At 49.5% G+C, this 24,229-nt stretch carries 23 protein-coding genes and 1 riboswitch; all 23 genes read left to right on the top strand.

Translation table 11 applies throughout. The features are described 5' to 3' along the window. Positions 1 to 252 precede the first annotated feature (252 nt). The 23 genes from selA (at position 253) to rpsR (ending at position 24,051) form a co-directional block, all read left to right on the top strand. On the top strand, positions 253 to 1,653 hold the full coding sequence (selA, locus tag ACZ481_RS00550; RefSeq protein WP_464768267.1) for an L-seryl-tRNA(Sec) selenium transferase: 1,401 nt from the start codon (positions 253 to 255) through the stop codon (positions 1,651 to 1,653). 1 nt (position 1,654) lies between these two features. Further along, positions 1,655 to 3,535 carry a selenocysteine-specific translation elongation factor gene (gene selB, locus ACZ481_RS00545; protein WP_464768266.1) on the top strand — a complete coding sequence of 627 codons (1,881 nt, stop codon included), beginning with the start codon at positions 1,655 to 1,657 and terminating at the stop codon, positions 3,533 to 3,535. Positions 3,536 to 3,961: 426 nt separating this feature from the next. After that, on the top strand, positions 3,962 to 5,068 hold the full coding sequence (locus ACZ481_RS00540; protein ID WP_464768265.1) for a class II glutamine amidotransferase domain-containing protein: 1,107 nt from the start codon (positions 3,962 to 3,964) through the stop codon (positions 5,066 to 5,068). Further along, positions 5,056 to 6,693, top strand: a complete 1,638-nt coding sequence (locus tag ACZ481_RS00535) for a glutamate synthase-related protein (RefSeq protein WP_464768264.1) — start codon at positions 5,056 to 5,058, stop codon at positions 6,691 to 6,693. Before ACZ481_RS00540 ends, ACZ481_RS00535 begins: the two co-directional genes overlap by 13 nt. Before the next feature lie 12 nt (positions 6,694 to 6,705). Further along, a complete protein-coding gene (locus ACZ481_RS00530) occupies positions 6,706 to 9,015 on the top strand; it encodes an FAD-dependent oxidoreductase (RefSeq protein ID WP_464768263.1) in 2,310 nt (769 codons plus the stop codon). A 391-nt stretch (positions 9,016 to 9,406) separates the two neighbouring features. Continuing rightward, positions 9,407 to 10,537 carry an ABC transporter substrate-binding protein gene (locus ACZ481_RS00525; RefSeq protein ID WP_464770696.1) on the top strand — a complete coding sequence of 377 codons (1,131 nt, stop codon included), beginning with the start codon at positions 9,407 to 9,409 and terminating at the stop codon, positions 10,535 to 10,537. Between the two features lie 348 nt (positions 10,538 to 10,885). Further along, on the top strand, positions 10,886 to 12,058 hold the full coding sequence (locus ACZ481_RS00520) for an ABC transporter substrate-binding protein (RefSeq protein ID WP_464768262.1): 1,173 nt from the start codon (positions 10,886 to 10,888) through the stop codon (positions 12,056 to 12,058). Positions 12,059 to 12,165: 107 nt separating this feature from the next. Continuing rightward, positions 12,166 to 13,062, top strand: a complete 897-nt coding sequence (locus tag ACZ481_RS00515; RefSeq protein WP_464768261.1) for a branched-chain amino acid ABC transporter permease — start codon at positions 12,166 to 12,168, stop codon at positions 13,060 to 13,062. Between the two features lie 10 nt (positions 13,063 to 13,072). After that, complete coding sequence (locus ACZ481_RS00510; RefSeq protein ID WP_464768260.1) at positions 13,073 to 14,041, top strand: branched-chain amino acid ABC transporter permease; 969 nt, start codon at positions 13,073 to 13,075, stop codon at positions 14,039 to 14,041. Then, positions 14,019 to 14,783: an ABC transporter ATP-binding protein gene (locus ACZ481_RS00505; protein WP_464768259.1), complete on the top strand. Its 765-nt coding sequence runs from the start codon at positions 14,019 to 14,021 to the stop codon at positions 14,781 to 14,783. Before ACZ481_RS00510 ends, ACZ481_RS00505 begins: the two co-directional genes overlap by 23 nt. Before the next feature lie 9 nt (positions 14,784 to 14,792). Further along, on the top strand, positions 14,793 to 15,497 hold the full coding sequence (locus ACZ481_RS00500) for an ABC transporter ATP-binding protein (protein ID WP_464770695.1): 705 nt from the start codon (positions 14,793 to 14,795) through the stop codon (positions 15,495 to 15,497). A gap of 61 nt (positions 15,498 to 15,558) precedes the next feature. Further along, complete coding sequence (locus tag ACZ481_RS00495; RefSeq protein ID WP_464768258.1) at positions 15,559 to 16,203, top strand: CBS and ACT domain-containing protein; 645 nt, start codon at positions 15,559 to 15,561, stop codon at positions 16,201 to 16,203. A 53-nt stretch (positions 16,204 to 16,256) separates the two neighbouring features. Then, a riboswitch (NiCo riboswitch) is annotated at positions 16,257 to 16,336 on the top strand. 45 nt (positions 16,337 to 16,381) lie between these two features. Further along, positions 16,382 to 17,308, top strand: a complete 927-nt coding sequence (locus ACZ481_RS00490; RefSeq protein WP_464768257.1) for a cation diffusion facilitator family transporter — start codon at positions 16,382 to 16,384, stop codon at positions 17,306 to 17,308. A gap of 75 nt (positions 17,309 to 17,383) precedes the next feature. Then, on the top strand, positions 17,384 to 18,418 hold the full coding sequence (gene selD / locus ACZ481_RS00485; protein WP_464770694.1) for a selenide, water dikinase SelD: 1,035 nt from the start codon (positions 17,384 to 17,386) through the stop codon (positions 18,416 to 18,418). Next, complete coding sequence (gene yedF, locus ACZ481_RS00480; protein ID WP_464768256.1) at positions 18,408 to 19,013, top strand: sulfurtransferase-like selenium metabolism protein YedF; 606 nt, start codon at positions 18,408 to 18,410, stop codon at positions 19,011 to 19,013. Before selD ends, yedF begins: the two co-directional genes overlap by 11 nt. A 9-nt stretch (positions 19,014 to 19,022) precedes the next feature. After that, a complete protein-coding gene (locus ACZ481_RS00475; RefSeq protein WP_464770693.1) occupies positions 19,023 to 19,310 on the top strand; it encodes a putative Se/S carrier protein in 288 nt (95 codons plus the stop codon). A 3-nt stretch (positions 19,311 to 19,313) separates the two neighbouring features. Then, on the top strand, positions 19,314 to 20,165 hold the full coding sequence (locus ACZ481_RS00470; protein WP_464768255.1) for a mechanosensitive ion channel family protein: 852 nt from the start codon (positions 19,314 to 19,316) through the stop codon (positions 20,163 to 20,165). A 1-nt stretch (position 20,166) separates the two neighbouring features. Beyond that, positions 20,167 to 20,376: a DUF951 domain-containing protein gene (locus ACZ481_RS00465; RefSeq protein WP_464768254.1), complete on the top strand. Its 210-nt coding sequence runs from the start codon at positions 20,167 to 20,169 to the stop codon at positions 20,374 to 20,376. A 119-nt stretch (positions 20,377 to 20,495) separates the two neighbouring features. Further along, a complete protein-coding gene (gene ychF, locus ACZ481_RS00460) occupies positions 20,496 to 21,605 on the top strand; it encodes a redox-regulated ATPase YchF (RefSeq protein ID WP_464768253.1) in 1,110 nt (369 codons plus the stop codon). Positions 21,606 to 21,646: 41 nt separating this feature from the next. Next, complete coding sequence (locus ACZ481_RS00455; RefSeq protein ID WP_464768252.1) at positions 21,647 to 22,951, top strand: MFS transporter; 1,305 nt, start codon at positions 21,647 to 21,649, stop codon at positions 22,949 to 22,951. A 136-nt stretch (positions 22,952 to 23,087) separates the two neighbouring features. Beyond that, entirely contained in the window at positions 23,088 to 23,372 is a 285-nt protein-coding gene (rpsF, locus tag ACZ481_RS00450) for a 30S ribosomal protein S6 (protein ID WP_464768251.1), read from the top strand. A 27-nt stretch (positions 23,373 to 23,399) separates the two neighbouring features. Then, positions 23,400 to 23,798 (top strand): single-stranded DNA-binding protein, encoded by a 399-nt coding sequence (locus ACZ481_RS00445; RefSeq protein WP_464768250.1) that lies wholly within the window; start codon positions 23,400 to 23,402, stop codon positions 23,796 to 23,798. A 22-nt stretch (positions 23,799 to 23,820) separates the two neighbouring features. Continuing rightward, positions 23,821 to 24,051, top strand: a complete 231-nt coding sequence (gene rpsR, locus ACZ481_RS00440; protein WP_325525862.1) for a 30S ribosomal protein S18 — start codon at positions 23,821 to 23,823, stop codon at positions 24,049 to 24,051. The last annotated feature ends 178 nt before the right edge of the window (positions 24,052 to 24,229 follow it).

Raw genomic sequence — 24,229 nt, 5'->3', positions numbered from 1 at the left:
GCGCATCTTTTCCCGCCCTGCTGCGTTGGCGCCGCCTTACCTATGTCCGCTATGTGCGGTTCCTCCGCTTTGCCTTGCGAAAAAATCTACGCAAACTATTTCATCGGTTTTAAGAAAGAGGAAAGTACCAGCAACAGGTTATCGCCTAGTTTCGTTCTGGAGCAAGGACTGCCTGTAAAAAATCATTGGCGGATAGCTTAGACGTGTTATGGTATGTAACACGAACAAGTAACTGTTGGGGGGATAGACTACATGAGTGTGGATAATAGGAAGCTGCGTTCCATACCTGCCATTGACCGCCTGGTTGCTGTTGCTGCCGTCGACCCTGATCTGAATAAGTATCCCCGCAATGTAATGATCGCCAGCTTGCGCCAAGCCACTGACCAGGTGCGGACCGCATTAGTCAGGGGAGAACGCGCAGAGGTAAGCCCTGAGGCTCTGGTTGCAACGGCCGGACAAATACTTGCAGGCCAGACCCGTTCCAGCTTGCGGCAAGTGATTAATGCTACGGGGGTTGTGCTGCATACCAACCTGGGACGGGCACCGCTTAGCCGGCGGGCTAGGGAAAATGTTACAAACATTATGACAGGCTACAGCACTCTTGAATACAATATACAATCTGGCGAGCGAGGCAGCAGATATGAGCATGTCGCAGCAAAGCTGCGGCGGCTGGCCGGGGCGGAAGATGCACTTATCGTTAATAATAACGCAGCGGCGGTATTATTAGTCTTAGCGTCTGTCGCCCGGGGACGGGAGGTTATTGTCAGCCGGGGCGAGCTGGTGGAAATTGGCGGTTCTTTCCGGATTCCTGATGTTTTAAAACAAAGTGGCGCCGTTCTTGTTGAAGTTGGCACCACTAATAAAACACATTTGGCCGATTATGAACAGGCTATCGGCCCGAATACGGCAGCGATTCTCAAAGTACATACCAGCAATTATTGTATTGTCGGTTTCACGTCTCAGCCAGACGGAGCCGGGCTCGCCGCGTTGGCCCACAAGCACAATTTGCCTGCTATAGAGGATTTGGGCAGTGGCACGCTTAGGTCATTAGCCGTAGGCGGGCAGACCGAGCCGTCAGTTAGCGAGCAGCTGAGCCTGGGGTTTGATGTGGTTACATTTAGTTGTGACAAACTGCTGGGAGGCGGGCAGGGGGGGATTATTGCCGGTAAGGCAGAGTATATCCAGCTAATGAAGAAGCAGCCGCTATTGCGGGCTGTTCGCATTGATAAGCTGTCATTAGCAGCTCTTGAAGGAACCCTGCAGGACTATTTAGTGGGTAATCCCTATCAGGATATTCCGGTGCTGGCAATGCTGACGGCAACACCTCAGACCTTAAAAGAGCGGGCTGAACGTCTTTATCATTTGCTTGCTCAGCAGAACCAGCTGCTTGACTGCCAGGTGGTAGGGCTAGACTCGCCGGCGGGAGGCGGAGCTTTGCCGGCAGCCGTGCTGCCGGGTTATGGTGTGGCAGTAAGCCTGCCTGGCATAAGCGCCGGGTGCTTGGAAAGCAGTCTAAGGCAAAGGGATATCCCGATTGTTGTCCGGATACAGGACGACAGGGTGATTCTGGATGTGCGCTGTTTAGACGAGCCGGACCTGGCGGTGATTGCTGCGGCTTTTAGTACCTTGAGGTACGAGTCAGGGGGAAAGTAGCTTGAAGTGTGTTATCATTGGCACCGCCGGCCATGTTGACCATGGCAAGTCGGCTGTGATCAGGGCGCTGACGGGAATGGATACCGACCGGCTGAAGGAAGAAAAGCTACGGGGAATTTCAATTGATTTGGGGTTCGCCACCTTGCCGCTGGGGGCCAAGGTGGTGGCGGGGATTGTGGATGTACCCGGGCATGAACGGTTTCTAAAAAATATGCTGGCCGGAACAGGCGGTATTGATTTGGCGCTGGTGGTTATAGCCGCCGATGAAGGTATTATGCCCCAAACCAGAGAACATTTGGCAATGCTTGCATTATACGGAATCCAACAGGGTATTATCGTTGTCAATAAAATAGATAAGGTTGATGACGAATGGCTGGAACTGATCGAGAGTGAGATAAGAGAATTTATCAAGCCGACTTTTTTTAAAGATGCCCCCTTTTGCCGGGTATCGGCGCACACCGGCGAAGGTATTGGGGAACTTAGGGAAAAACTGGCTGCAACAGCAGGCCGGTTAACGGCTCGAGATTGTAATGCGCCTTTCCGGCTATGGATTGACCGGGCCTTTACCATTAAAGGGCATGGTATTGTAGTGACTGGCTCCGTTTTAAGCGGACAAGCTCAGGTCGGTGCTACCCTCAAGCTATATCCGGCAGGAGTGTTTGTACGGGTGCGCGGCCTGGAGTGGCATGGTACTAAGGTTGACGGAATTGTGGCCGGCCAGCGTGCGGCCATTAATTTAGCCGGGCTGGAGCTGGATCAGATTACCCGGGGCATGAGCCTGAGTGCGGTTGAGCGGGGAGAGGTCAGCCAGATCTGGGATGTGGCCGCCGATTGGCTGCAGGCCGTCGAGAGTGGTTTGCGCGTCAGACTGCATTTGGGAACAGGTGAATTTCTGGGCAGAATTTATGCTTTTAAGGGAACCTCTCATCACCTGATGCGGCTAATTTTAGAACAACCGCTGGCCGCCGGCAGTGGTGACCGGGGCATTATCAGGCTGTATTCACCGCAGCATCTGCTGGGAGGCGTTACCCTGATAGCCCCGGGACGGGCGACAAGGCGCCTTAGCGCCAGCCGGGCGGCGCTGGCGTCAGCGGTGGCGGCCGCCGATCTGTCTGAAGCTGTTTATCAGCGCCTGGCTGAAAGCCGCGTATTGCTGGCAAGGGCGGAAATCCGGCAGCAAAGCGGATATCTGTCTGATAAAGCTGTAGATGAAAGCATTGATAAACTGACGGCCCGCAAAAGAATACATTGTCTGGACGGGACATATATAGCGGCTGAGGTATTTGATCAGCAAACCAGGGCCATTACCGGCCTGCTGAAAGAGTATCATAAAACTCAGCCGGAACGAAATGGCTTATCTAAAGAAATAATCCGGCAAAAGCTGCTGCTTACGGATAAGAGCTTTGAAACCTTGCTGGCAGTATGGCTAAGCAGGGGCATATTGGTAATTTCCGGCGGCGATCTTGCGCTTAAGAGTCATGCCGATAAACATGGCGGCTGGAAGCAGGAGCTTATTGAGCAGGCGGTAGTAGCTTTGGACAATATGGGGCTGGAAAACGTTAGCCCGGCGTTACTTGCCCAAAAATTAGTCCTGCCGGCCGAAAAATCTAAGGCTGCTCATGACACCCTAACGCGGGCCGGGGTGCTTGTAAAGGTTGGCGATATTTTTGTATACCGCAAAACAATTCAGTACATTGTACAGGTTATTCACAAACATTTTCAAGGTCACAAGACGCTCACAGTGTCAGAGTTACGGGATATACTGAACACTTCGCGCAAGATTGCAGTGCCGTTAATTGAATATCTTGATATGAATAAATATACAATCAGAGAAGGCGATGTTCGCTATCCTAGCCGTAGAATTCTGGATTTATCAGAATAAACTTACTTTAAATTTGCATATTGACAGCAAAACGATTCGTTTTTATAATTAAACTCAAAACATATATTGTACATTCCGGTGTTTTGGGAATGCACATATGTTTTGAGGGAGTGTGTCTAGGGTTCCGCGCTGCTACAGCGGTCTGGACCAAGCGGCACAGGTGCAGCGTGGCACGCACTACACCGTGGGTATAAAAGACCCGGCGGAAGGTCCCAAGGGATGGGTATCTTCGCGCTGGGCTTTTTTTTGTATGATCAGAAAGGATAGCGGTTTCTGATCATAAGTAAGAACGACTGAGGCTTCTGCCGGCGTCCTGAGGGACTTGGCACAAGCCAAGTCTTTTCTTATTCCTTATTAAATATATGGCTGACGAGAATGTTCAAGCGGGCGTTAGCAGCAGCCGATAGAAGAGGGTGGGAGAGTAGGATGTGTAGAATAGGGGCTATAAAAAGCAAAGTAGCATTTCATCCGTCGCTGGCGCTGCATTTGATGCTGCCTCAGCAGGAGGGGCACGATAACTCCGGTTTTGCCATGGTTATGCAAGATCTTGCCGGGGTTTTCACCAATTACAAGGATAAACCATTACTGTCTCTGGCCTGTACCCAAAAAGGGGCGGCGCTGGTAGAGCATTTCATGGAAACCAATAACTTTACGCCGCTTTTTGAATGGATCCCCCGCGGTGTCCGGCAGCCCGGATTAGATATTAAAGCCATGCCTTATTATATATTCCGCGTTTATGATTATCCGGAATATTATCGTACGGCCACCCAGGAGGCCAAGGAAGAATTACTGTTAGATACGCGGCTGGCCCTGCGGGTGCTGCTGGAGAATGAAGATCAGGGCTATGTGTATTCTTTCTGGCCTGATGTTTTGACACTGAAGGAAATCGGTGATCCCCGCGATATCGCTGTCTATTTTAAACTGTGGGATAATACCGGCGAACTTATGGCCAAAAATATTGTCGTTCAGTGCCGTCAGAATACGAATTATGAAATTGTACGCTATGCCGCGCACCCGTTCTTTCTGCAGGGCTATACCCTGTGCGCAAACGGCGAAAATACCTTTTATACAAAAAATAAAGAATATCAGAAACCTCTGCACCGCGGCTATATTGGTTTTGAGTCCGATTCACAGAACTTTCTTTATACTTTGCATTATGTACTTAATGTTCTGAAATGGCCAATTAAATATTATAAACATGTCATTACGCCACTGCCTTTTGATGAAATTGCCAAACGGCCGGATCACCGTGAATTAACCGCAATTCGCCAGTCGCTAGGTCATCTGGAAATTAACGGGCCTAATACAATTATTGCCATGCTGCCTGACGGGCGGATGGTAACCTGTTGTGATTCCAAGAAATTGCGGCCTGTTGTGGTTGGCAGTGACGGCACGATGATTGCCATTTCCTCAGAGGTTTGCGGCCTTAATCAGATCATGCCGGAACGTAACCAGGAACAGGATATTTATCCGAATGAACGGGAAGTTGTGGTTATTACCCCGGACTTGGAGGTAGAACGATGGAAGCAGTAAAAGTACAGGACGTCAGTGTGAACGATCTGCCGTGGAAGCTGCAATACAGCAGTGAGCGCTGTACCATGTGCGGCAGCTGTGTTGCCGCATGTACGTTTAATGCCATTGAGGCGGCTATGGAACGGCGGTCGGTGACTGTTTCTACAGGGCATCAGCCCGAACCCAGCCAGCGCCATCTGGCAATACCGGTAATTAAACAGCGGGCAGTTGTTGCCAATGCCTGTGTTGGCTGTGGCATGTGCGAAAAGGTTTGTCCCAATAATGCGATTAAACCGGTGCGCAATCCTGACTCGCGGATTAACTATCTCAATCGCAGTGGCGGGGCCACGGTAAAACGGGGCGGTCGTAATAATCTTGGCAATAATGAGCGGACTTTGGATAAAATTGTTGTCGGCCGTATTTCGCAGATGACTGACCCGGCCCTGGACTCGGAACGTCATACTTTTGATATTCTGGCACCCTTTGGCCGTGTTTTGCTGCCAAATGAGCTGCCGCTCACCTCTGATGGCAATGAGCTTAAGCTGAGCGGGCATACACCGCCTGTTAACTGGATTTACCCCGTCCTCTTCAGTGATATGTCGATTGGTGCCCTTTCCACCCGGGCCTGGGAAGCGGTGGCCATCGCAACCGCTTATCTGAATGAGAAGCATAACATGCCTGTCAGGATGTCTTCGGGCGAAGGCGGGATGCCGATTAAGCTTTTACGGTCTGAGTATCTAAAATATATGATTTTACAAATAGCTTCCGGTCATTTTGGCTGGAACCGTATTGTGCAGGCCATGCCGCATATGCAGGCCGATCCGGCCGGTATTCTGATTAAAATCGGCCAGGGGGCAAAACCCGGTGACGGCGGGCTGCTGCCGGCCGCTAAGGTATCTAAGCCGGTTCAGGCCATCAGGGGCGTGCCTAAGGCCGACCTGTTATCGCCGCCTAATCACCAGGGGTTGTATTCGATTGAAGAGTCGGTACAGAAAATGTTTATGTCGATGAATGCAGCTTTCAAATTCCGCGTTCCTGTCGCTATTAAATGCGCAGCTTCGGCCACTTCGGTATCTGTCTATAATAACCTGCTGCGAGACCCGTATAAAATCTGCGGTGGATTTTTCCTGGACGGGATTCAGGGAGGGACCGGTGCCGCCAATGAAGTATCCCTTGACCATACGGGCCATCCGGTAGTAGCCAAAACCCGCGAATGCTACCTGGCTGCCGTTAAACAGGGCCGTCAGGGCCAGATCCCCCTGTGGGCGGGGGGCGGTCTTGGGCTGACAGGTAATGCGGCGGCAGATGCGTTCAAAATGATCTGCCTTGGGGCCAATGGCATATTCCTGGGTAAAATCCTCATCCAGCTGTGCGGCTGTGTGGGGAATGAACTGGGGCGCTGCAATGCCTGCAATACCGGCAATTGCCCGGCCGGGATCTGTACGCAAAACCCGCGGCTGGTTAAACGGCTGGATATAGACAAAGCGGCGCAGAACATTGTTGACTACATGCTGGCCTTAGACAGCGAACTTAAAAAACTCATGGCCCCGGTCGGCAACAGCTCGCTGCCTGTTGGCCGCTCGGATGCGCTGGTAACTACGGACCGAGCGATTGCTGACAAGCTGGCTATCCAATACGTATGCTAGGAGGGAATGCGCATGTTAACAATAAATACAATTGACGGCAATAAGCGGATGTCAACGCAAGAACTCTTAGAGAGCGTCAATGCGGCGCTAGCCGGGGGCGAAACAGAGTTTCATATTGAAGCGTCAGGCCAGCACGATATTGGCGGGCCGCTGTGGCACCCGGAAGGCAAGCCCCTTAAGTTTTTGGTAAGAAATGCCGGGCAGCGTGTGGGCTCTATGTGCCTGCCTGGTACCGAAATTATTGTGGAGGGTTCAGCTTCGGCCGATGTCGGCTGGCTTAATGCCGGCGGCCGGATTATTGTTAAGGGTGACGGCGGAGATACCACGGCTCATTGCGCCGCTGCCGGCAGTATCTATGTTGGGGGCCGGGCCGGAACCCGCTCGGGATCGCTGATGAAACATGACCCCTTATATGAGGCGCCTGAGTTTTGGGTGCTGAAAAATGTGGGCAGCTTTGCCTTTGAATTCATGGGGGGCGGCATTGCCGTTGTGTGCGGCTACGACAGTGATCAGTTTGAATCTGTTTTAGGCGACCGCGCCTGTACGGGGATGGTCGGCGGTATTGTTTATTTCCGGGGCCGAGCCCGGGGAATATCGGCGAAGGATACTAAGATACTGGCGCTAAATGCCGGCGATATTGCCTACCTTGAGGGTAAAATGGATGATTTTCTGGCTGCTGTCGGGCGGCAGGAAATACGCAGTCAGCTGACTGTGTGGAGTGAATGGCAGAAAGTAGTTCCTCTTTCTTATGATGAACGCCCGAAAAAGGCGAACACGAATATAAATGCTTTTCGGACCGGTACCTGGGTGCCTGGCAGTATCTTTGGCGATGTCTGTGATGATGATTTTGCGGTTATCGGCGCCATCGCCACCGGTGTATACCGCCGGCGGGTTCCTGTGTGGGAGAATGCCAAATACAGCGCGCCCTGCGAGTTTAACTGTACAGCCTCGATTCCTTCCCAACAGCGTTTTAATCTGCTGCGGGCAGGAAAGATCGATGAAGCTTATCGCTTAGTGCTTGAATATACACCCTTCCCCGGCTCGGTATGCGGCTCGGTATGTCCGAACTTATGCATGGATGAATGTACCCGGAAGGCTGTTGATATTTCTGCGCAAATCGGGAAATTGGGCAGTTATTCGGCCGAGGTGGACCTGGAGCGGGCTGCAGTTAAGACAGGCAAGCGGGTCGCTGTTATTGGCGGCGGTGCGGCCGGGCTTACCGCTGCCTGGCAGTTGGCACGGCTGGGGCATGACGTAACGGTATTTGAAGCTGATACCAAAGCCGGCGGCAAAATGGAGCAGGTTATTCCCCGCACACGCCTGCCACAGGCCATACTGGCGCAGGAACTTGCCAGGATTGAGAAAATGGGGGTCGACATTAAAACAGGCGTACCTGTTGACCAAGAAAAGTTTTCCTCTATTAAAGACAGTTATGATGCAGTAATAGTAACTACAGGCGCTCATGTTGCGCGAGTGATCTCCTGGCCCGGACACGAACGTCTGGTCAAGGGGTTAGATTTCCTCAAAGCGATAAACCGGGGTGAACGTCCTGCTATCGGCAAGAAGGTCATTGTAATAGGCTGTGGCAACTCCGGGATGGATGTTGCGGTCGGCGCCTACAGTCTGGGGGCCGAACAGGTGACCTGTATTGATGTTCAGCGCCCGGCGGCATTTGCACATGAGATTGCCCACGTGCAGGCCCTGGGGGGAGAGATTCTCTGGCCGGTGGTTACTAAAGAAGTAACGGCTGAAGGCATTATAACCCAGGATGGGCAGTTGATTAAAGGCGATACAGTGATCATCTCCATCGGCGAGTCGCCGGATCTTGGCTTCATGCCTGACGGCTTTGCATTTGACCGCGGCTGCCTAAAGCCGGCTGCTGATTATAGTGTTGGCTCTGGTATCTTCACTGCCGGCGATACCATTCGCCCCGGCAGGCTGGTGGATGCCATCGGGGCTGGCCGCGAGGCGGCGCTGGCGGCCGATGCTTACCTGCGTAACAGCCGTTATGTTGCTGTCCAAAAGCTGAAGATTTCGCCTGACAGAATGAGCACTGCTTATTTCAAAAAATGTCATAGCTGTGATGTGCCTGCAGCCAATGATGATTATAACCGCTGCATCAGTTGTGGTACCTGCCGGGATTGCCATATGTGCTTGAAGTCCTGTCCAGAGAATGCCATTACAAGGATACCCGGCCAAGCGGGAGCAGAGTACCTATCTGACCAGGATAAATGTATTGGCTGCGGTATTTGTGCCGGCATTTGCCCCTGTGGTGTCTGGAGCATGGACACTAACGCCGAACCAATCCGGTTTTATCGATAACATAAAACATCTCCGCTGCTAGGACAAAAGGCGGAGATGTTTTATGTTTTGTGTACTTTAATCCATTCGGTAAAAACAGTAAAATTACAAGTGTTGAAAAAAACGTATTGACAGGTCGCTGGACTTGCCAATATAATAATATTCACAGACATATGCACACAAATATCTGCGACTGGGGAACATGAGGATTTGTGGTTTTATGCAAACTGTAAACCCCGGAAGGATCTGATTTGGAGTTTTATTACATATAGTAAGCTTTTCTCTCTTACACCAGCCAGACAGATTGTTTCCCATGCCCTTGTGCATAGTTAAAAGAAGATTGAGGAGAAAAGAGGGATTTACCGTGAGTAAAAAGTGGTCGACATTTATCAGTTTAGCCGTGGCGCTCACCATGCTGGCCGGCCTGGTGGCAGGCTGCGGCGGTGCATCGTCATCTCAAACTGCCGATGCCAAGGATATTAAAATTGGCGGTAATTTTGAAATGACCGGCGGTATTGCTAATTTTGGCAACCAAACAGCCAATGGTATTAAGCTGGCATTTAAAGAAGCCAATGCCGCTGGCGGTGTGCTGGGAAAACAGCTTACTTTTGTCGTGGCTGACAACAAATCAGAACCCGCTGAAGCTGCGAATGCAATCACCAAACTGATAACTCAGGATAAAGTCGTAGCTGTGCTCGGGCCTGTATCCAGCTCGAATGTATTGGCTACTCTGCAAATTGCCCAGGATAATAAAATTCCGGTACTTACGGCGACCGCGACTAACCCCAAGGTTACCGTTGATAATGGCAAAGTGCGGCCTTATGCGTTCCGCGCCTGTTTCATCGATCCTTTTCAGGGGAAAGTAATGTCTGATTTTGCCAGCAAAACAATAAATGCCAAAACAGCCGCTATCTATATTGATAATAGCTCAGATTACTCTAAAGGCCTGGCTGAGGTTTTTGAAGCAGCTTTTACGCAGGCCGGCGGCAAGATCGTAGCTAAAGAAGGATTTTTGCAGAAAGATACCGACTTTAAAGCTACTTTGACTAAAATTAAAGGCAATAATCCTGATGTTATTTTCATCCCGGCTTATTATGAGGAAGTAGGAAAAATTGTTAAGCAGGCCCGTGAACTGGGGATTACTGTTCCTCTGCTGGGGACTGACGGCTGGGATGACAGCAAGCTGGTGGATATTGCCGGTGCCGCTGCGCTTAACAACGGTTTTTTCAGTAATCACTACTCCTCGCAGGATAAGGACCCTAATATAGTAAAATTCGTGGAAGCCTACAAAAAGGAATACGGGCAGGAGCCAAGTGCTCTGGCCGCTCTCGGCTATGACTCCGGCCTGGTAATCATTGACGCAATCAAACGGGCCGGCAGCGCTGACCCGGCCAAAATCCGCGATGCTCTGGAACAGACGAAAAACCTGCAGGTAAGTACCGGTATCCTTACTCTTGATGCCAATCATAATCCGGTAAAAAGTGCAGTCGTCATTGAAATGAAAGATGGTAAGCAATCTTTTAAAGAAAAGATCAATCCCTAATTTATGGATAATTAAAAATAATGCGACAATAAGCTCGACCGTGTACGATGGAGTACAAGGGGTAAGGCCAAAGGCCTTATCCCTTTTTAATAACAGTAATGCAAATAAAGTCTCTCCTCCGTGGACAAATAGTGAGATGTACTGTGCTGGAAGTATTGACAGAGATGGACAAGGCCCCTATAATTACACTGTATGCGAAACAAGTAGTTGTTGTTAGTGGACATGCGAGCACTAACAACGGTTGAGATCTGTTGCCTTTACGCTGTCTGGGTCTCAACACAAGGGGGCGATACTGTACTGCAATGTTTGCACCACAGTATCCAGTTTTGATATTTGGGAGGGGAAACCATGTCAAAAACAAGATTTACAAAGTTGGTAAGTGTAATGGTGAGTGTGCTGATGGTGGCTGGTCTCGTTGCCGGTTGCGGCGGTGGTCAGCAGGCAGACGTAATCAAGCTCGGTGCCAATCTGGAGATGACCGGCGGCAACGCTACCTTTGGCCAGTCGGCAACTAATGCCGCGAAGCTGGCAATTAAAGAGGTAAATGCCAAGGGTGGTGTGCTCGGCAAACAGCTTACTTTAGTTGTAGCCGATAATAAAAGTGAAGCGGCTGAAGCGGCCAATGCTATGCAAAAGCTGGTAACCCAGGATAAGGTAGTTGCTGTCATTGCCCCGATTGCTTCGTCCAGTGTGATTGCTGCGGCTCAGGTCAATGCCGACAACAAGGTATTAGCTATCAGCCCGACTGCATCAAATCCCAAAGTAACTGTTGACCCTAACAGCGGTAAGGTACGTGAGTTTAACTTCCGCGCTGCCTTTATTGATCCGTTCCAGGGCTCGGTTATGGCTACTTTTGCCCAGAAAACACTTTCGGCCAAGACAGCTGCTATATATATTGATAACTCCAGCGACTATGCTAAAGGCTTAGGCCAGTTCTTCAAAGAAACCTTTGAGAAAAATGGCGGGCAGATCGTAGCCAGCGAGGCTTATTTAGCAAAAGATACTGACTTTAAATCAACACTAACTAAAATTAAATCGCAGAATCCTGATGTCGTATTTGTTCCCGGTTATTATCAGGAAGTTGGCATGATCATAAAGCAAGCCCGCGAGCTTGGCCTTACTGTTCCCTTTCTGGGAGGAGACGGCTGGGATTCGGCTAAATTGCCGGAAATAGGCGGTGCCCAGGCGTTAAACAACAGTTTCTTCAGCAATCATTATTCGCCTGACGATAACAGCCCGGCGGTGCAAACCTTCGTCGAAGCTTATAAGAAAGAATATAACCAGACGCCTGATGCTTTTGCCGCCTTATCCTATGACGCCACTATGATGGTGATCGAAGCGATAAAACGGGCAAACAGCGCCGACCCTGTAAAAATTAAGGACGAATTGGCCAAAACCAGGGATTATCAGGCCGTATCCGGTTTAATTACCTTCAATGCTACCCATGATCCGGTTAAGAGTGCCGTAATTATTGAAATGAAAGACGGCCAGAAAACCTTCAAAGAGAAGGTAAATCCCTAAGTTAGGGTGATGTTGCGTTCCCTGTGGCCGGGATTTTCCCGGCCATCCGGACCAACCGGCCCTTCAATATATAATAATATTTTTTGAAATGGAGAGGGGAGAGCGCATTGGATTCCTCAAGCTTAATTGTACAATTCGGACAGCAATTAATTAATGGTATTTCCCTGGGCAGCATTTATGCGCTCATTGCGCTGGGTTATACCATGGTTTACGGTATAATCAGGCTGATCAATTTCGCCCATGGAGACATATACATGGTGGGCGCCTATGCAGGTTTTTTTGCCACATCTGTATTTAAGTTTTCTTTTGTTCCGGCGTTGCTTTTTTCAATGGCTGCTGCTGCGATTCTCGGTATGACAATTGAAAAAGTAGCTTACAGGCCTCTGCGGAGTGCGCCTAAAATTGCGATTTTAATCGCGGCTATTGGCGTATCCCTGTTTTTAGAGTATAGCGGAATGCTGCTGGTGTCACCTCAGCCGCGGACTTTCCCGGCAGTTTTTACTGCCGAGATATATAATGTCGGGGGCCTGATTATAAACAGCCAGCAAGTGGTTATCTTAGTGGTATCCCTGCTATTAATGGTCATTCTGACCTATGTCGTACACAAAACCAAAATGGGAAAAGCGATGCGGGCTGTGTCTTTTGATACCGATGCTGCCCGGCTTATGGGGATTGATGTTGACCGGGTAATCTCTTTTACTTTTGCTATTGGCTCGGCGCTGGCGGCTGCGGCCGGTGTGCTTGTTGGCATTTACTATAACTCGATTGATCCGTTGATGGGGATCATGCCAGGCCTTAAAGCCTTTGTTGCTGCCGTTTTAGGCGGCATTGGCAACATTCCCGGCGCCATGCTTGGCGGCACCCTTCTGGGAATTATTGAAGCGCTGGTCAGCGGCTTTTGGTCTTCAACCTTCCGGGACGCAGTTGCGTTTGGGATTTTGATTATTATTCTGCTGTGGAGACCGGCTGGTCTCTTGGGTAAAAATATCCGGGAGAAAGTGTAGGTGACAGGCCATGAATTTACGAAAAAAAACTAAAACAGATCTTATGGGGTTAGCGGCCTGTATAATAGCCTATGCCGTTGTTCAAGGACTGATATTTACTGATGTAATCGGACCTTTCTGGCAGCTCAATATTATCCTGATTGGCATCAATATTATTCTGGCTGTAAGCCTTAATCTGATTAACGGCTTTACCGGGCAATTCTCGATCGGTCATGCCGGATTTATGGCTGTTGGCGCCTATTTTAGTGCCGTATTGACTGTAAAGCTGCAGCTTCCTTTTATTGCGGCGATAGTAGGCGGTGCATTTGCCGCCGGGATTTTAGGTTTTGCTATCGGCCTGCCAACCTTGCGGTTAAATGGGGATTATCTGGCTATTGCGACCTTGGGCTTAGGTGAAATCATCCGGATTTGTATCCTCAATATTTCTTATGTTGGCGGAGCGTCAGGGTTTATGGGTATTCCCCGTTATACTGACTTTACCTGGGTGTTTGGACTTGCCGTATTTACGGTGTTTGTCATTAAGAATTTTATTAACTCGACCCATGGCCGGGCGTGTATTTCGATCCGCGAGAATGAAATCGCTGCCGAAGCCATGGGAGTTGACACAACAAAATATAAGGTGCTGGCTTTCACCCTGGGGGCAGCCTTTGCCGGTGTGGCCGGTTCTTTGTTCTCTCATTATTTTTATATTGCCCATCCGGCATCTTTTACGTTTATGAAATCGTTTGACATTTTGACAATGGTGGTATTGGGTGGTCTTGGCAGCATATCAGGCAGTATTACAGCCGCTGTATTATTGACCTTTGTGTCAGCGGCGCTTGCCAGCTACCCCGAGTGGCGGATGATTATCTATTCGCTGATGCTCATTATTTTAATGTTGTACCGGCCGCAGGGCCTGTTTGGCAATAAAGAGTTAAGCCTGAAGATGCTAGGCCGCTTGACAGGAGGTAAGAAACATGGCTCTACTCAAGGCAACTAAGCTATCAAAAGTTTTTGGCGGTCTGAGGGCGGTCTCTAATTTCGAGATTGATATTGCTCCAGGTGAACTGGTGGGGCTTATTGGTCCTAATGGCGCCGGCAAGACGACGGCATTTAACCTCCTAACCGGGGTGTACGAGCCAACAGAAGGCCAGATTGAGTTTGACGGCCAAAGTATTGTCGGTCTCAAACCATACCAGATTACCCAGCGGGGAATTGCTCGTACTTTCCAGAATATCAGGCTGTTTTCCGATCTTACGGTTCTTGACAATGTAAAAATTGCCTATCATTTTCATGTAAAGTATGGCCTTCTGGCATCTTTCTTTCGTATTGGCGGCTATCATTTGGAGGAAGCGGAGATTGAGGAGAAGGCTGTTCGCTTTTTGGAAATTTTTCAACTGGCAGATAAAAAAGATGAAATTGCCAAAAATCTCCCCTATGGTGAACAGCGCCGTCTGGAAATTGCCCGGGCGCTGGCTGCTCAGCCTAAATTACTATTGTTAGACGAGCCGGCTGCCGGGATGAATCCCCAGGAGACTCAGCAGCTTATGGAAATGATTCGCTGGATAAAGAAGGAATTTAATCTTACCATCCTGTTGATCGAGCATGATATGAGCCTGGTCATGGGGGTTTGCGAGCGGATCTATGTTCTTGATTATGGCAGTATTATTGCCCAGGGAACGCCACAGGAAATTAAGAATAACCCACGGGTTATCGAGGCCTACCTCGGTGAGGAGGTTTAGATTATGGTTATGTTAAAAATTGATAATATTAATGTATATTATGGTGCCATTCATGCGCTCAAAGGGATTAGTGTTGAGGTAAATCAGGGGGAAATTGTTACACTCATTGGTGCCAACGGGGCCGGTAAAAGCACTACGCTCCGGACTATTTCCGGCCTTTTGAAGCCGAAAACAGGTCAAATATCTTTTGAGGGGCAAAATATTGCCGGTATGGCTGCGCAAAATATTGTTAAAATGGGCATATCCCAGGTTCCGGAAGGCCGGCGTGTCTTTGCCCATATGTCGGTGCTTGAAAACCTTGAATTAGGCGCCTATCTTCGTTCTGACACCAAAGAGATTAAAGCCGATATGGATAATGTGTTTTCCCGGTTTCCCCGGTTAGGTGAGCGGCGCAGTCAGCTTTCCGGCACCTTATCCGGCGGTGAGCAGCAGATGCTGGCGATGGGACGGGCCCTAATGAGCCGCCCGCGGATTCTGCTGCTGGATGAACCCTCGATGGGTTTGGCGCCGTTGCTGGTTAAAGAAATATTCTCAATTATTAAGGATATCAATCAAACCGGAACCACCATACTTTTGGTTGAACAAAATGCCCATATGGCATTGTCGATTGCTCATAAAGCCTATGTTCTGGAGACCGGGCGCATTATCTTGTCAGGCGATGCCAAAGAACTGGCGGCAAGTGAAGAGATAAGGAAGGCGTATCTGGGCGGTTAACCAACCGCCCGGATAGTAAAGCCGTTTTCAATAACAATACATATGCAGGGGAGTGTATGCTATGATCGTATCCAAACGAATGACAGCCAACCCCACTACTATTACGTCAGCCATGACGATTGTGGATGCGCTGCAGATTATGCGCAGCAACAAATTCCGCCGTTTACCGGTGGTAGACAATGGCAAGCTGGTTGGTATTGTCACTGACCGGGATCTCCGGGAGGTATCGGCTTCGCCGGCCACATCGCTGTCAGTATTTGAACTTAACTATCTCCTGGCTAAAATGCAGGTAAAAGACATTATGACCAGAAAGGTGTTAACAATAAATGCCGATGCTACTGTGGAAGAAGCGGCGCTCTTAATGTATAACAATAAAATCGGTGGTTTAATTGTTATTGATGATAATCAGGCTGTAGTCGGCATTCTGACAGAAACCGATATCTTTAAAGCCTTTGTCGATGCCATGGGCTTACCGCAGGGCAAAACCCGCCTGAGTCTGATCGTTCCGGACCGCTTAGGTGTTATTCATGATATTTCCGGTGTGTTTAAAGAGCAGGGCGTCAGTATTGGCAGTTTTGTCAGCTTCCCTACTGAGGATAATCAGTACGAGGTGGTTATCCGGGCCGAGATCGGTGATGTGAAAACACTAACCGACCGCTTGGCTGCGCTGGGGTATCCGGTGCAGCATGTCGTGCAGATCGGTTAGCTGAATCCTAATTTTATTAAAGAATTTTACACATTTTGTTTGCTGTGCTAATATAATAAGCGTAGGAACAGGCGACCGGCTAAGCCGGTGCAGCCGGGCAGCGCAAGCAGCAGGTAAAACCTGCGGGACCTTATCGTCTCGCAGGTTTTTTTTATTTATTTTAATTGGAGGGAACGGTTTGGAAACTAACTATAACCATTTAAAGCAACAAACAGCACGGCTATCGGTTGTCTCGAACACGTTATTAGTACTGCTGAAGCTGATTGTCGGCTTGTTTACAGGGGCGGTTAGTATTGTTTCAGAAGCAGCCCATTCCGCCGTCGATTTGATTGCCGCTCTGGTAGCCTACATTGCCGTAAGAAAAGCCAGCAAGCCGCCTGACAGCCAACATGCGTACGGCCATGGCAAAATCGAAAACCTGTCAGCCGCATTTGAGGCAGTGCTGATTGTATTGGCAGCCCTGTGGATTGTTTATGAGTCCATAGACAGGATCAATAATCCCCAGATGCCGGAATATCTGGAATACGGTCTCATTGTAATGGCGGTATCCATCGTTGTTAATTACTGGGTTTCCAGTAAGCTGTATTATGTGGCCCGCCTGACCGGTTCTCAGGCTTTGGAGGCCGATGCGCTGCATCTGAAGGCTGATATCTGGACAAGTGCCGGTGTCTTTGTCGGCTTGGCAATTATTAAGCTGACCGGCTTGTACTGGCTTGACCCGATTATTGCCATTGCTGTGGCCGTTATCGTGTTTAAAGCTGGTTTTAGTATGACGATGAAGAGTATTTATGAATTGACAGATGTCACTTTGCCCGCAGAAGAAGAGGAAGAAATCAGGGCCATTGTTCACCGGCACCCGGAGGTTATTGCCTTTCACCGGCTAAGGACCAGACGGTCCGGCAGCTTTCGCCTGATCGATATGCATATCGTGCTTAAGAAAGATATGTATCTTGAGCAGGCCCATAATGTTTGTGATGAAATCGAAATAACTATAAAGGCTCAGTTTGCTCCCTGTGATGTAATCATTCATTTAGAACCTTGTGACTATAATGACGGTTTTGGTTTTTGTCCGTCCGAATGCGGCGAAAACTGTAAGCATGAGTGAAGCAGGATTTTAACCAGGCAGGTTATAATATATCTACTAGGCAATCTAATCAAGTGAATATTAGCCTGGGAGGGGATACCTGTGGTAAAACTTACAGAGTACAGCCAACGCGGCGGTTGTGCTGCCAAACTGGGGCCAGGGGATCTGGCCGGGGTTTTGAAGCAACTGCCGGTAATGGTTAATCCTAATGTGCTTGTAGGCATTACTACGTCAGATGATGCCGGGGTATATAAATTAAATGACTCAACAGCCTTGGTGCAGACAGTTGATTTTTTTACCCCCATTGTTGATGATCCTTATCTGTTTGGACAAATTGCCGCGGCCAATAGTTTAAGCGATATTTATGCAATGGGGGCAACGCCGTTAACGGCACTCAATCTGGTGGCTTTCCCCCATTGTAAACTGCCGGGGGAAGTGCTGCTGGCTATTCTGCAAGGCGGGCAGGATAAGGTCGCTGAGGCAGGGGCCGTTATCATCGGCGGGCATAGCATTGCCGATGATGAACCTAAATATGGCTTGGCAGTCACCGGTCTTGCCCACCCTGATAAGGTTTGGACCAATGCGGGGGCTCAACCCGGCGATGATCTGGTGCTGACGAAAGCGCTGGGCACTGGTATTTTGACGTCGGCAGCGCGGGCCGATCTATTTCCGCAGGGTGTGGCTGCGGCAACTGCCGGCATGGCGGCACTCAATGCAGCTGCCGCCAAGGTGGCTGCAGGCTTTCGTGTTCATGCGTGTACAGATGTCACCGGTTTTGGCTTATTAGGACATTTATACGAAATGGCGGCAGGCAGCAAAGTTGCCATAACGATTGACAGCACGGCCCTGCCGCTGCTGCCTGACGCGGCCGAGGCCGCTGCTATGGGGCTGGTGCCTGGCGGGGCTTACGCCAACCGTAATTATCTCAAAACAGTGACCTTTGCTGAGACTGTACAGGAAAACATCAGGGATATCTGCTTTGATCCCCAAACATCAGGGGGATTGCTATTGGCCATACCGGGAAAGCAAGCAGAAGCATTCATTGCTGCCTTGCATGACGCAGGTTTAGCACAAGCCTGTCTGATTGGACAAGTTATGACAGACGGAAGGGGAGAGATTTATGTCAGATAAAGTTATTGATTGCCGGGGGCTGGTTTGCCCACAGCCGGTTATTCAGACCAAAAAGACCCTGGAAACAGTCGATTCAGGCCGGATTACCATCATTGTCGACAATGAGGTGGCAAAGCTTAATGTCGTTAAGTTTGCCGGCGCCAATGGTTTGGGAGCGGCTGTAGAGGAAAAAAGCGGCCACTACTACATTACCGTCATTAAAGGCACAGGCCACCAAGCAGTGGCGGCTGCGGCAACAACGCCCGGCCCGGCCCCGGCTGTCGGCGGTCAGGTATACCTGCTTACGCAGGATTCGTTGGGACATGGCGCACCGGAACTGGGCGCAGTTTTGATGAAAGCCTTTATGACAACTTTACTGGAGTCCAAACCGCAACCGGAGGCGCTGCTGTTTATTAATAGCGGCGTTCGGCTGACTATCCAGGGTTCGCCGGTGCTGGAGCAACTGCAACTGCTGGCTGAGAGGGGTGTTACTGTCCTGGCGTGCGGTACCTGCCTTGATTATTATCAGCTCAAGGATAAATTGGCGGTTGGCGAAGTGACGAATATGTATACTATTGTTGAAACCATTGCTAAAGCTAAAGCTGTGACTTTATAAGCAGGTGATATTATTACATATCAAAGTTATGACAGGCTGATTTCTTTTGCGTCAGTGCATCAGGCCATTAAAGCCGGAAAACTACTGAGTCAAAGCGGTATTCCGGCCTATGATCTGCCAACGCCGCGGGAGATCGATATTAGCTGTGGTCAATGCCTGCTGTTTGCAGCGCAGCAGGAATATCTGATCCTTAGTCTCTTGGCTGCGGCCAGGGTACGCTGGTCAAAATTATTTAGCCGGACGTTGACAGGTGATAACGTATATGTTTATGAGAAGATAAGTGAGTATGGAGGTTAGCCTGTGGAACAATTGCTGACATCAGACTATTGGCTGGCTATAGCGGTGACACTGATCCGGCTGGTGGCTATTGGTATCGGCGGCATGATACTGCTGAGATTTACCAATATCATCATTGAACGGGTTTTTATTCCCAAGCCAGGGGCCAAGACAATATACCTGGAAGAACAGCGGGCCCGGACGCTTAGCAGCCTGCTGCACAGTATCATCAGATATGTTATTTACTTTGTCGTTGCCGTACTGATGCTTCAGGAGTTTAAAATCGATACGACCTCAATTGTGGCCGGGGCCGGTATTATTGGTTTGGCTGTAGGTGTCGGCGCCCAGAGCCTGATTAAAGATTTTATTACCGGTTTTTTTATTATCCTGGAAGACCAATATGGCGTTGGCGATTATGTAGTGATCGGCGATATGACCGGAACAGTCGAGGAAATGGGGTTTCGCGTTACCAAGCTACGGGATGGCAACGGTATTCTCCATATAGTTCCTAACGGTTCGATTCTCAAGGTGAGCAATTATACGCGCGGCTATATGCAGGCGGTTGTTAATGTGCCTGTACCTTATGAGGCTGATATTGGCGAGATTTTTAAAATCCTAGAAGAAACCTGCAGTTCTGTCGGGGCAAGTATGCCTGAAGTGCTGGCCGGGCCGAATGTTGTAGGCGTTGTTGATCTAAAACCGGGAGAGGTGGTTATCCGCATAACAGCCAAAACAGTACCATTGGAGCAAGTGAAAGTGGAAACGACATTACGCCGGCTGATCAAAGAACGTTTTACAGCCGCCAAAATCCCTGCGCCTCAGGTGGTAAGTCCGGGTTCCTCATTGCCGGGAGCAGCGGTTAAGACAGGAGGATGACATGAACGAAAGGTACAACTATAAAGTTGGCGAGATTGTCAAAATGAAAAAGCCCCATCCTTGTGGTGGTGACCGCTGGGAAATTACCCGCACAGGCATTGATTTTGGCCTTAAATGCCTGCAATGTGGCCGCCAGGTAATGATTCCCCGGCCAAAATTTGAAAAAGGGGTTAAGGCTGTTGTGCAGACGGTGCCACCGGCAGGTAAGTAATAGGAGCGAAGTGCGTACTTGTATTTCAGCCGGCAATATCTTACAATGTAAAAGTTAACTGTATTTGTTTAAACATTCTGGCTGAAAATCAATCAGCTCTAAAGGTGGAGTATTTATTCATGAGCACTAATCTTGAAGTTGGCATTGTCGGCTTGCCGAATGTTGGTAAAAGCACGCTGTTTAATGCGATTACCAAAGCCGGGGCTGAGGCTGCCAACTACCCTTTTTGTACAATTGAACCTAATGTGGGTGTTGTTGATGTTCCCGATGACCGCCTGGCAAAATTGACGGCAATGTATAAACCCAAGCAGCGGACGTTACCAGCTGCCATGCGGTTTGTAGATATTGCCGGCCTGGTGCAGGGCGCAGCCCAGGGGGAAGGCCTAGGCAATAAATTTTTGTCTCATATCCGTCAGGTCGATGCCGTGGCTCAGGTCGTCAGATGCTTTGCCGACGATAATATCACCCATGTGGCCGGCGGTCTGGACCCGCTGCGGGATATCGATATTATCAATACCGAGTTGTGCCTGGCTGATTTGGAAACAGTGGAGAAACGCATGGACCGTGTCCAAAAAATGCTTAAAAGCGGTGATAAAAAAGCCCCGGCCGAATTAGAAGTCTTGAAAACGGTGCAGCAGGCGCTGGCTGACGGCCAGCCTGCCCGCCGGGTTGTAACTGACGGGGCTATGGCGGAAGCTCTCAAAGACTTGTTTTTGCTGACGTTAAAGCCAACACTGTTTGTTGCCAATGTCAGTGAGGAGGAAGCCGCTGATGCCAGCGCTAACCCGCATGTGGCTAAAGTGAAAGAACATGCGGCGCGGGAAGGGGCGGAGGTCATTATTGTTTCTGCCAAGGTCGAAGCGGAAATTGCCGAGCTGCCTGCGGCGGAGGCCTGTGAATTTTTAGCTGATCTTGGTTTAACTGAATCGGGGCTCGATAAATTGATCCGGGCCAGTTTTAAGCTGCTGGGTCTAATGACGTTTTTTACCGCCGGGGAACAGGAAGTACGGGCCTGGACAATTGTCCGCGGAACAAAAGCGCCTCAGGCTGCCGGCAAGATCCACAGTGATATTGAACGTGGCTTTATCAGGGCAGAGATTGTATCCTATACTGATTTAATGACAGCCGGTTCCCACAACGCGGCTAAAGAAAAGGGCTGGGTCCGCCTTGAGGGTAAGGAATACATTATGCAGGACGGCGATGTAACCTATTTCAGATTTAATGTATAGAGCGGATGCCTGCCGCTCTTTTTCTTTTAGGGGGTAGCGGTGTGAATGGAGCAATGAGGAACTCAAGTTTTTTTAATCCTGATAGAAAGTATAACTTTCCCTGGATAAGGGCAACATCGGCTTCCGCTTTCGCTAAGGCTCGGCGCAAGCCGTGTTTTCTTTATGTTGCTTTGCTGGGGGCCGGGCATTTTTGCAGTGATTTTTACGCCAATTTTTTACCGGCATTGCTGCCGCTTGTTATGGTTAAACTGGGCCTTTCTCTGACGATGAGCGGGATGCTGGTTATGGTTTATTCGATAATATCCAGTGTGTTACAGCCAATCAGCGGCTATATTATTGACAGACATGGTTTAGCCTGGCTGATTCTGATTACGACACCTGTTAGTGCCGTGTTCATCTGTTTGGCAGGTTTAGCAGACAGTCAGTTGATTTTGTTTCTTTTGGTTGGTCTGGCAGGGCTGGGAGCATCGGTGTTCCATCCGTTGGCGGCCAGCCTCATGGGGAAGGTGGTAACCGCTGAGACGAAGGGGACCGCCATGGCAATTTTTGTATTTGGTGGCAATGTTGGTTATGCCGTGGCACCGGCGGTTATCCTGTATTTACTAAATATTGCCGGTACTGCCGGCCTGTTATGGCTGATTATTCCTGGGCTGGTGGTAACAGGGGCTTCTTACCTGTCGGGTTTGCATAAAATTAATATCAGCCCGGCGGCAGGCCGGGCAAATGGTGAGAATAAAAACCAAGCAGAACGCTGGTATCGGTCGCGCGGTCTTATTATGCTGAATATTGTTAATGCCCTGCGTTCCTGGATGCAAGTGGCTTTACCCACCTTTTTGCCGGTAGCCTTGGCCAAAGCCGGTCAGCCGCCGGCTGTGGCTGCCAGCATGCTTACCGTGTTTTTGTTAAGTGGTGCCGGCGGCGCCTTGTTTGGTGGCTGGCTGGGGGATAAAATTGGCCGTAAAGCCGGTTTTATCGGGTCTTTGCTGTTGTGTTTGCCTGTTATCTATTTGTTTTTGCGCGATTTTAGTCCATCGCTGGTTAGTTACAGCCTGCTGGCCCTCGGTGGCGCCTTGCTCCAGAGTACAGCACCAACTTCTGTTGTCTGGGCGCAGGAGCTTATTCCCGGCAATGCTGCGATGGCTTCCGGTATGATGCTGGGGCTGTCCTTTGGGCTGGGAGGCGTTGGCGCGGCAATAACCGGGGCCGTGGGTGATTATATTGGTATTGTTGGGGCCTTGCAGTGGTCGCTCGCCTCTCTGGGGCTGGCGCTGCTGTTGGCTTTTATGATTCCTCAACCGCCACAGCACCCTAATGCCAGCCAAATACAGAATATCCAACAATTTTAAGTATTTTTCTTGCATTTGCCAGACAAGTAATGATATAATTATTTAGTCGCAATTATATAGTGTGACATGGTTTTGTTATTCAAAACCTTCCCTGCTCCCTAAGGGGAGCCAATAGTCCAAAGGAGGAGGTGATTTCGTGAGAAAATACGAAGTCGTGATTATCATTAAGCCTAATGACGAAGAGGTTACTAATGCAACCATTGCCAAGTTCGAAAATATTATCAAGAACACTGGCGGTACAATTGACAAGGTTGACCGCTGGGGCAAAAAACGTCTGGCTTATGAAGTAAAAGATTTCATGGAAGGGTATTATACCCTGATCAACTTCACTGCCGAGCCAGCAACGGTATTCGAACTGGAGCGGGTGCTGAAGATTACCGATGAAATTCTTAAGCACATGGTTATCCGCTTGGAAGATTAATTTTGTAGCCAGGAGGAGTGAGGATATATGAATAAAGTCATCCTTGTCGGCCGCTTGGCGCAAGATCCGGAAGTGAGATATACTCAGAGCGGCAAAGCGGTTGCATCCTTTTCCCTGGCCGTCAATCGATTTGGCGGTGGCGCCCAGGGGCAAAACAATGCCGACTTCATTCCGATTGTTGCTTGGGAAAAACTGGCCGAGACATGCGGCAACAATCTGACCAAAGGCCAGCGGGTATTAGTCGAGGGACGTCTGCAGATCCGCTCATATGAAACAAATGACGGGCAGAAACGTCGCATCGCCGAAGTGGTAGCGCAGTCCATTGAGTTCCTGGAACGTAAACAGGCGTCAAGTGGTGACGCTGGCAATATAGATGTAAATTCGTTCGGCAAAGATGTCTTCCCTGAAGAGGAAATACCGTTTTAAAAAGGGGGGTAAATGAATGGCTATGAAACGTGAAAGAGGCCGTAAACCAAAGAAAAAAGTTTGCAGCTTTTGTGTTGATAAAGTAAGCTCAATTGATTATAAAGATCTTCCGAAACTGCGCCGGTACACCACCGAGCGGGGCAAAATCCTGCCGCGCCGCATTTCCGGCAACTGCGCCAAACACCAACGTCAAATGACGCTAGCGGTTAAACGTGCTCGTAATATTGCGCTGCTGCCGTTTACTGCAGAATAAAAGGGCGGGCACATTGTGTAAAAAGAGTAAGAAGCCTTTTCGACAAGGCTTCTTACTCTTTTTTTATCCAGGAGGAAAGGATAACTTTCCGCCTGGATAAGGGCAGCAGCGGCTTTGGCTGTCGCTAGACTCGGCGCAAGCCGTGTTTTCTGTGTAAAAAGGAAATATCTAAATGCCA

This window comes from Sporomusa intestinalis (assembly GCF_055383785.1).
The sequence above is the reverse complement of the archived record's forward strand: the minus strand, read 5'-3'. Positions and strand labels throughout refer to the sequence as shown.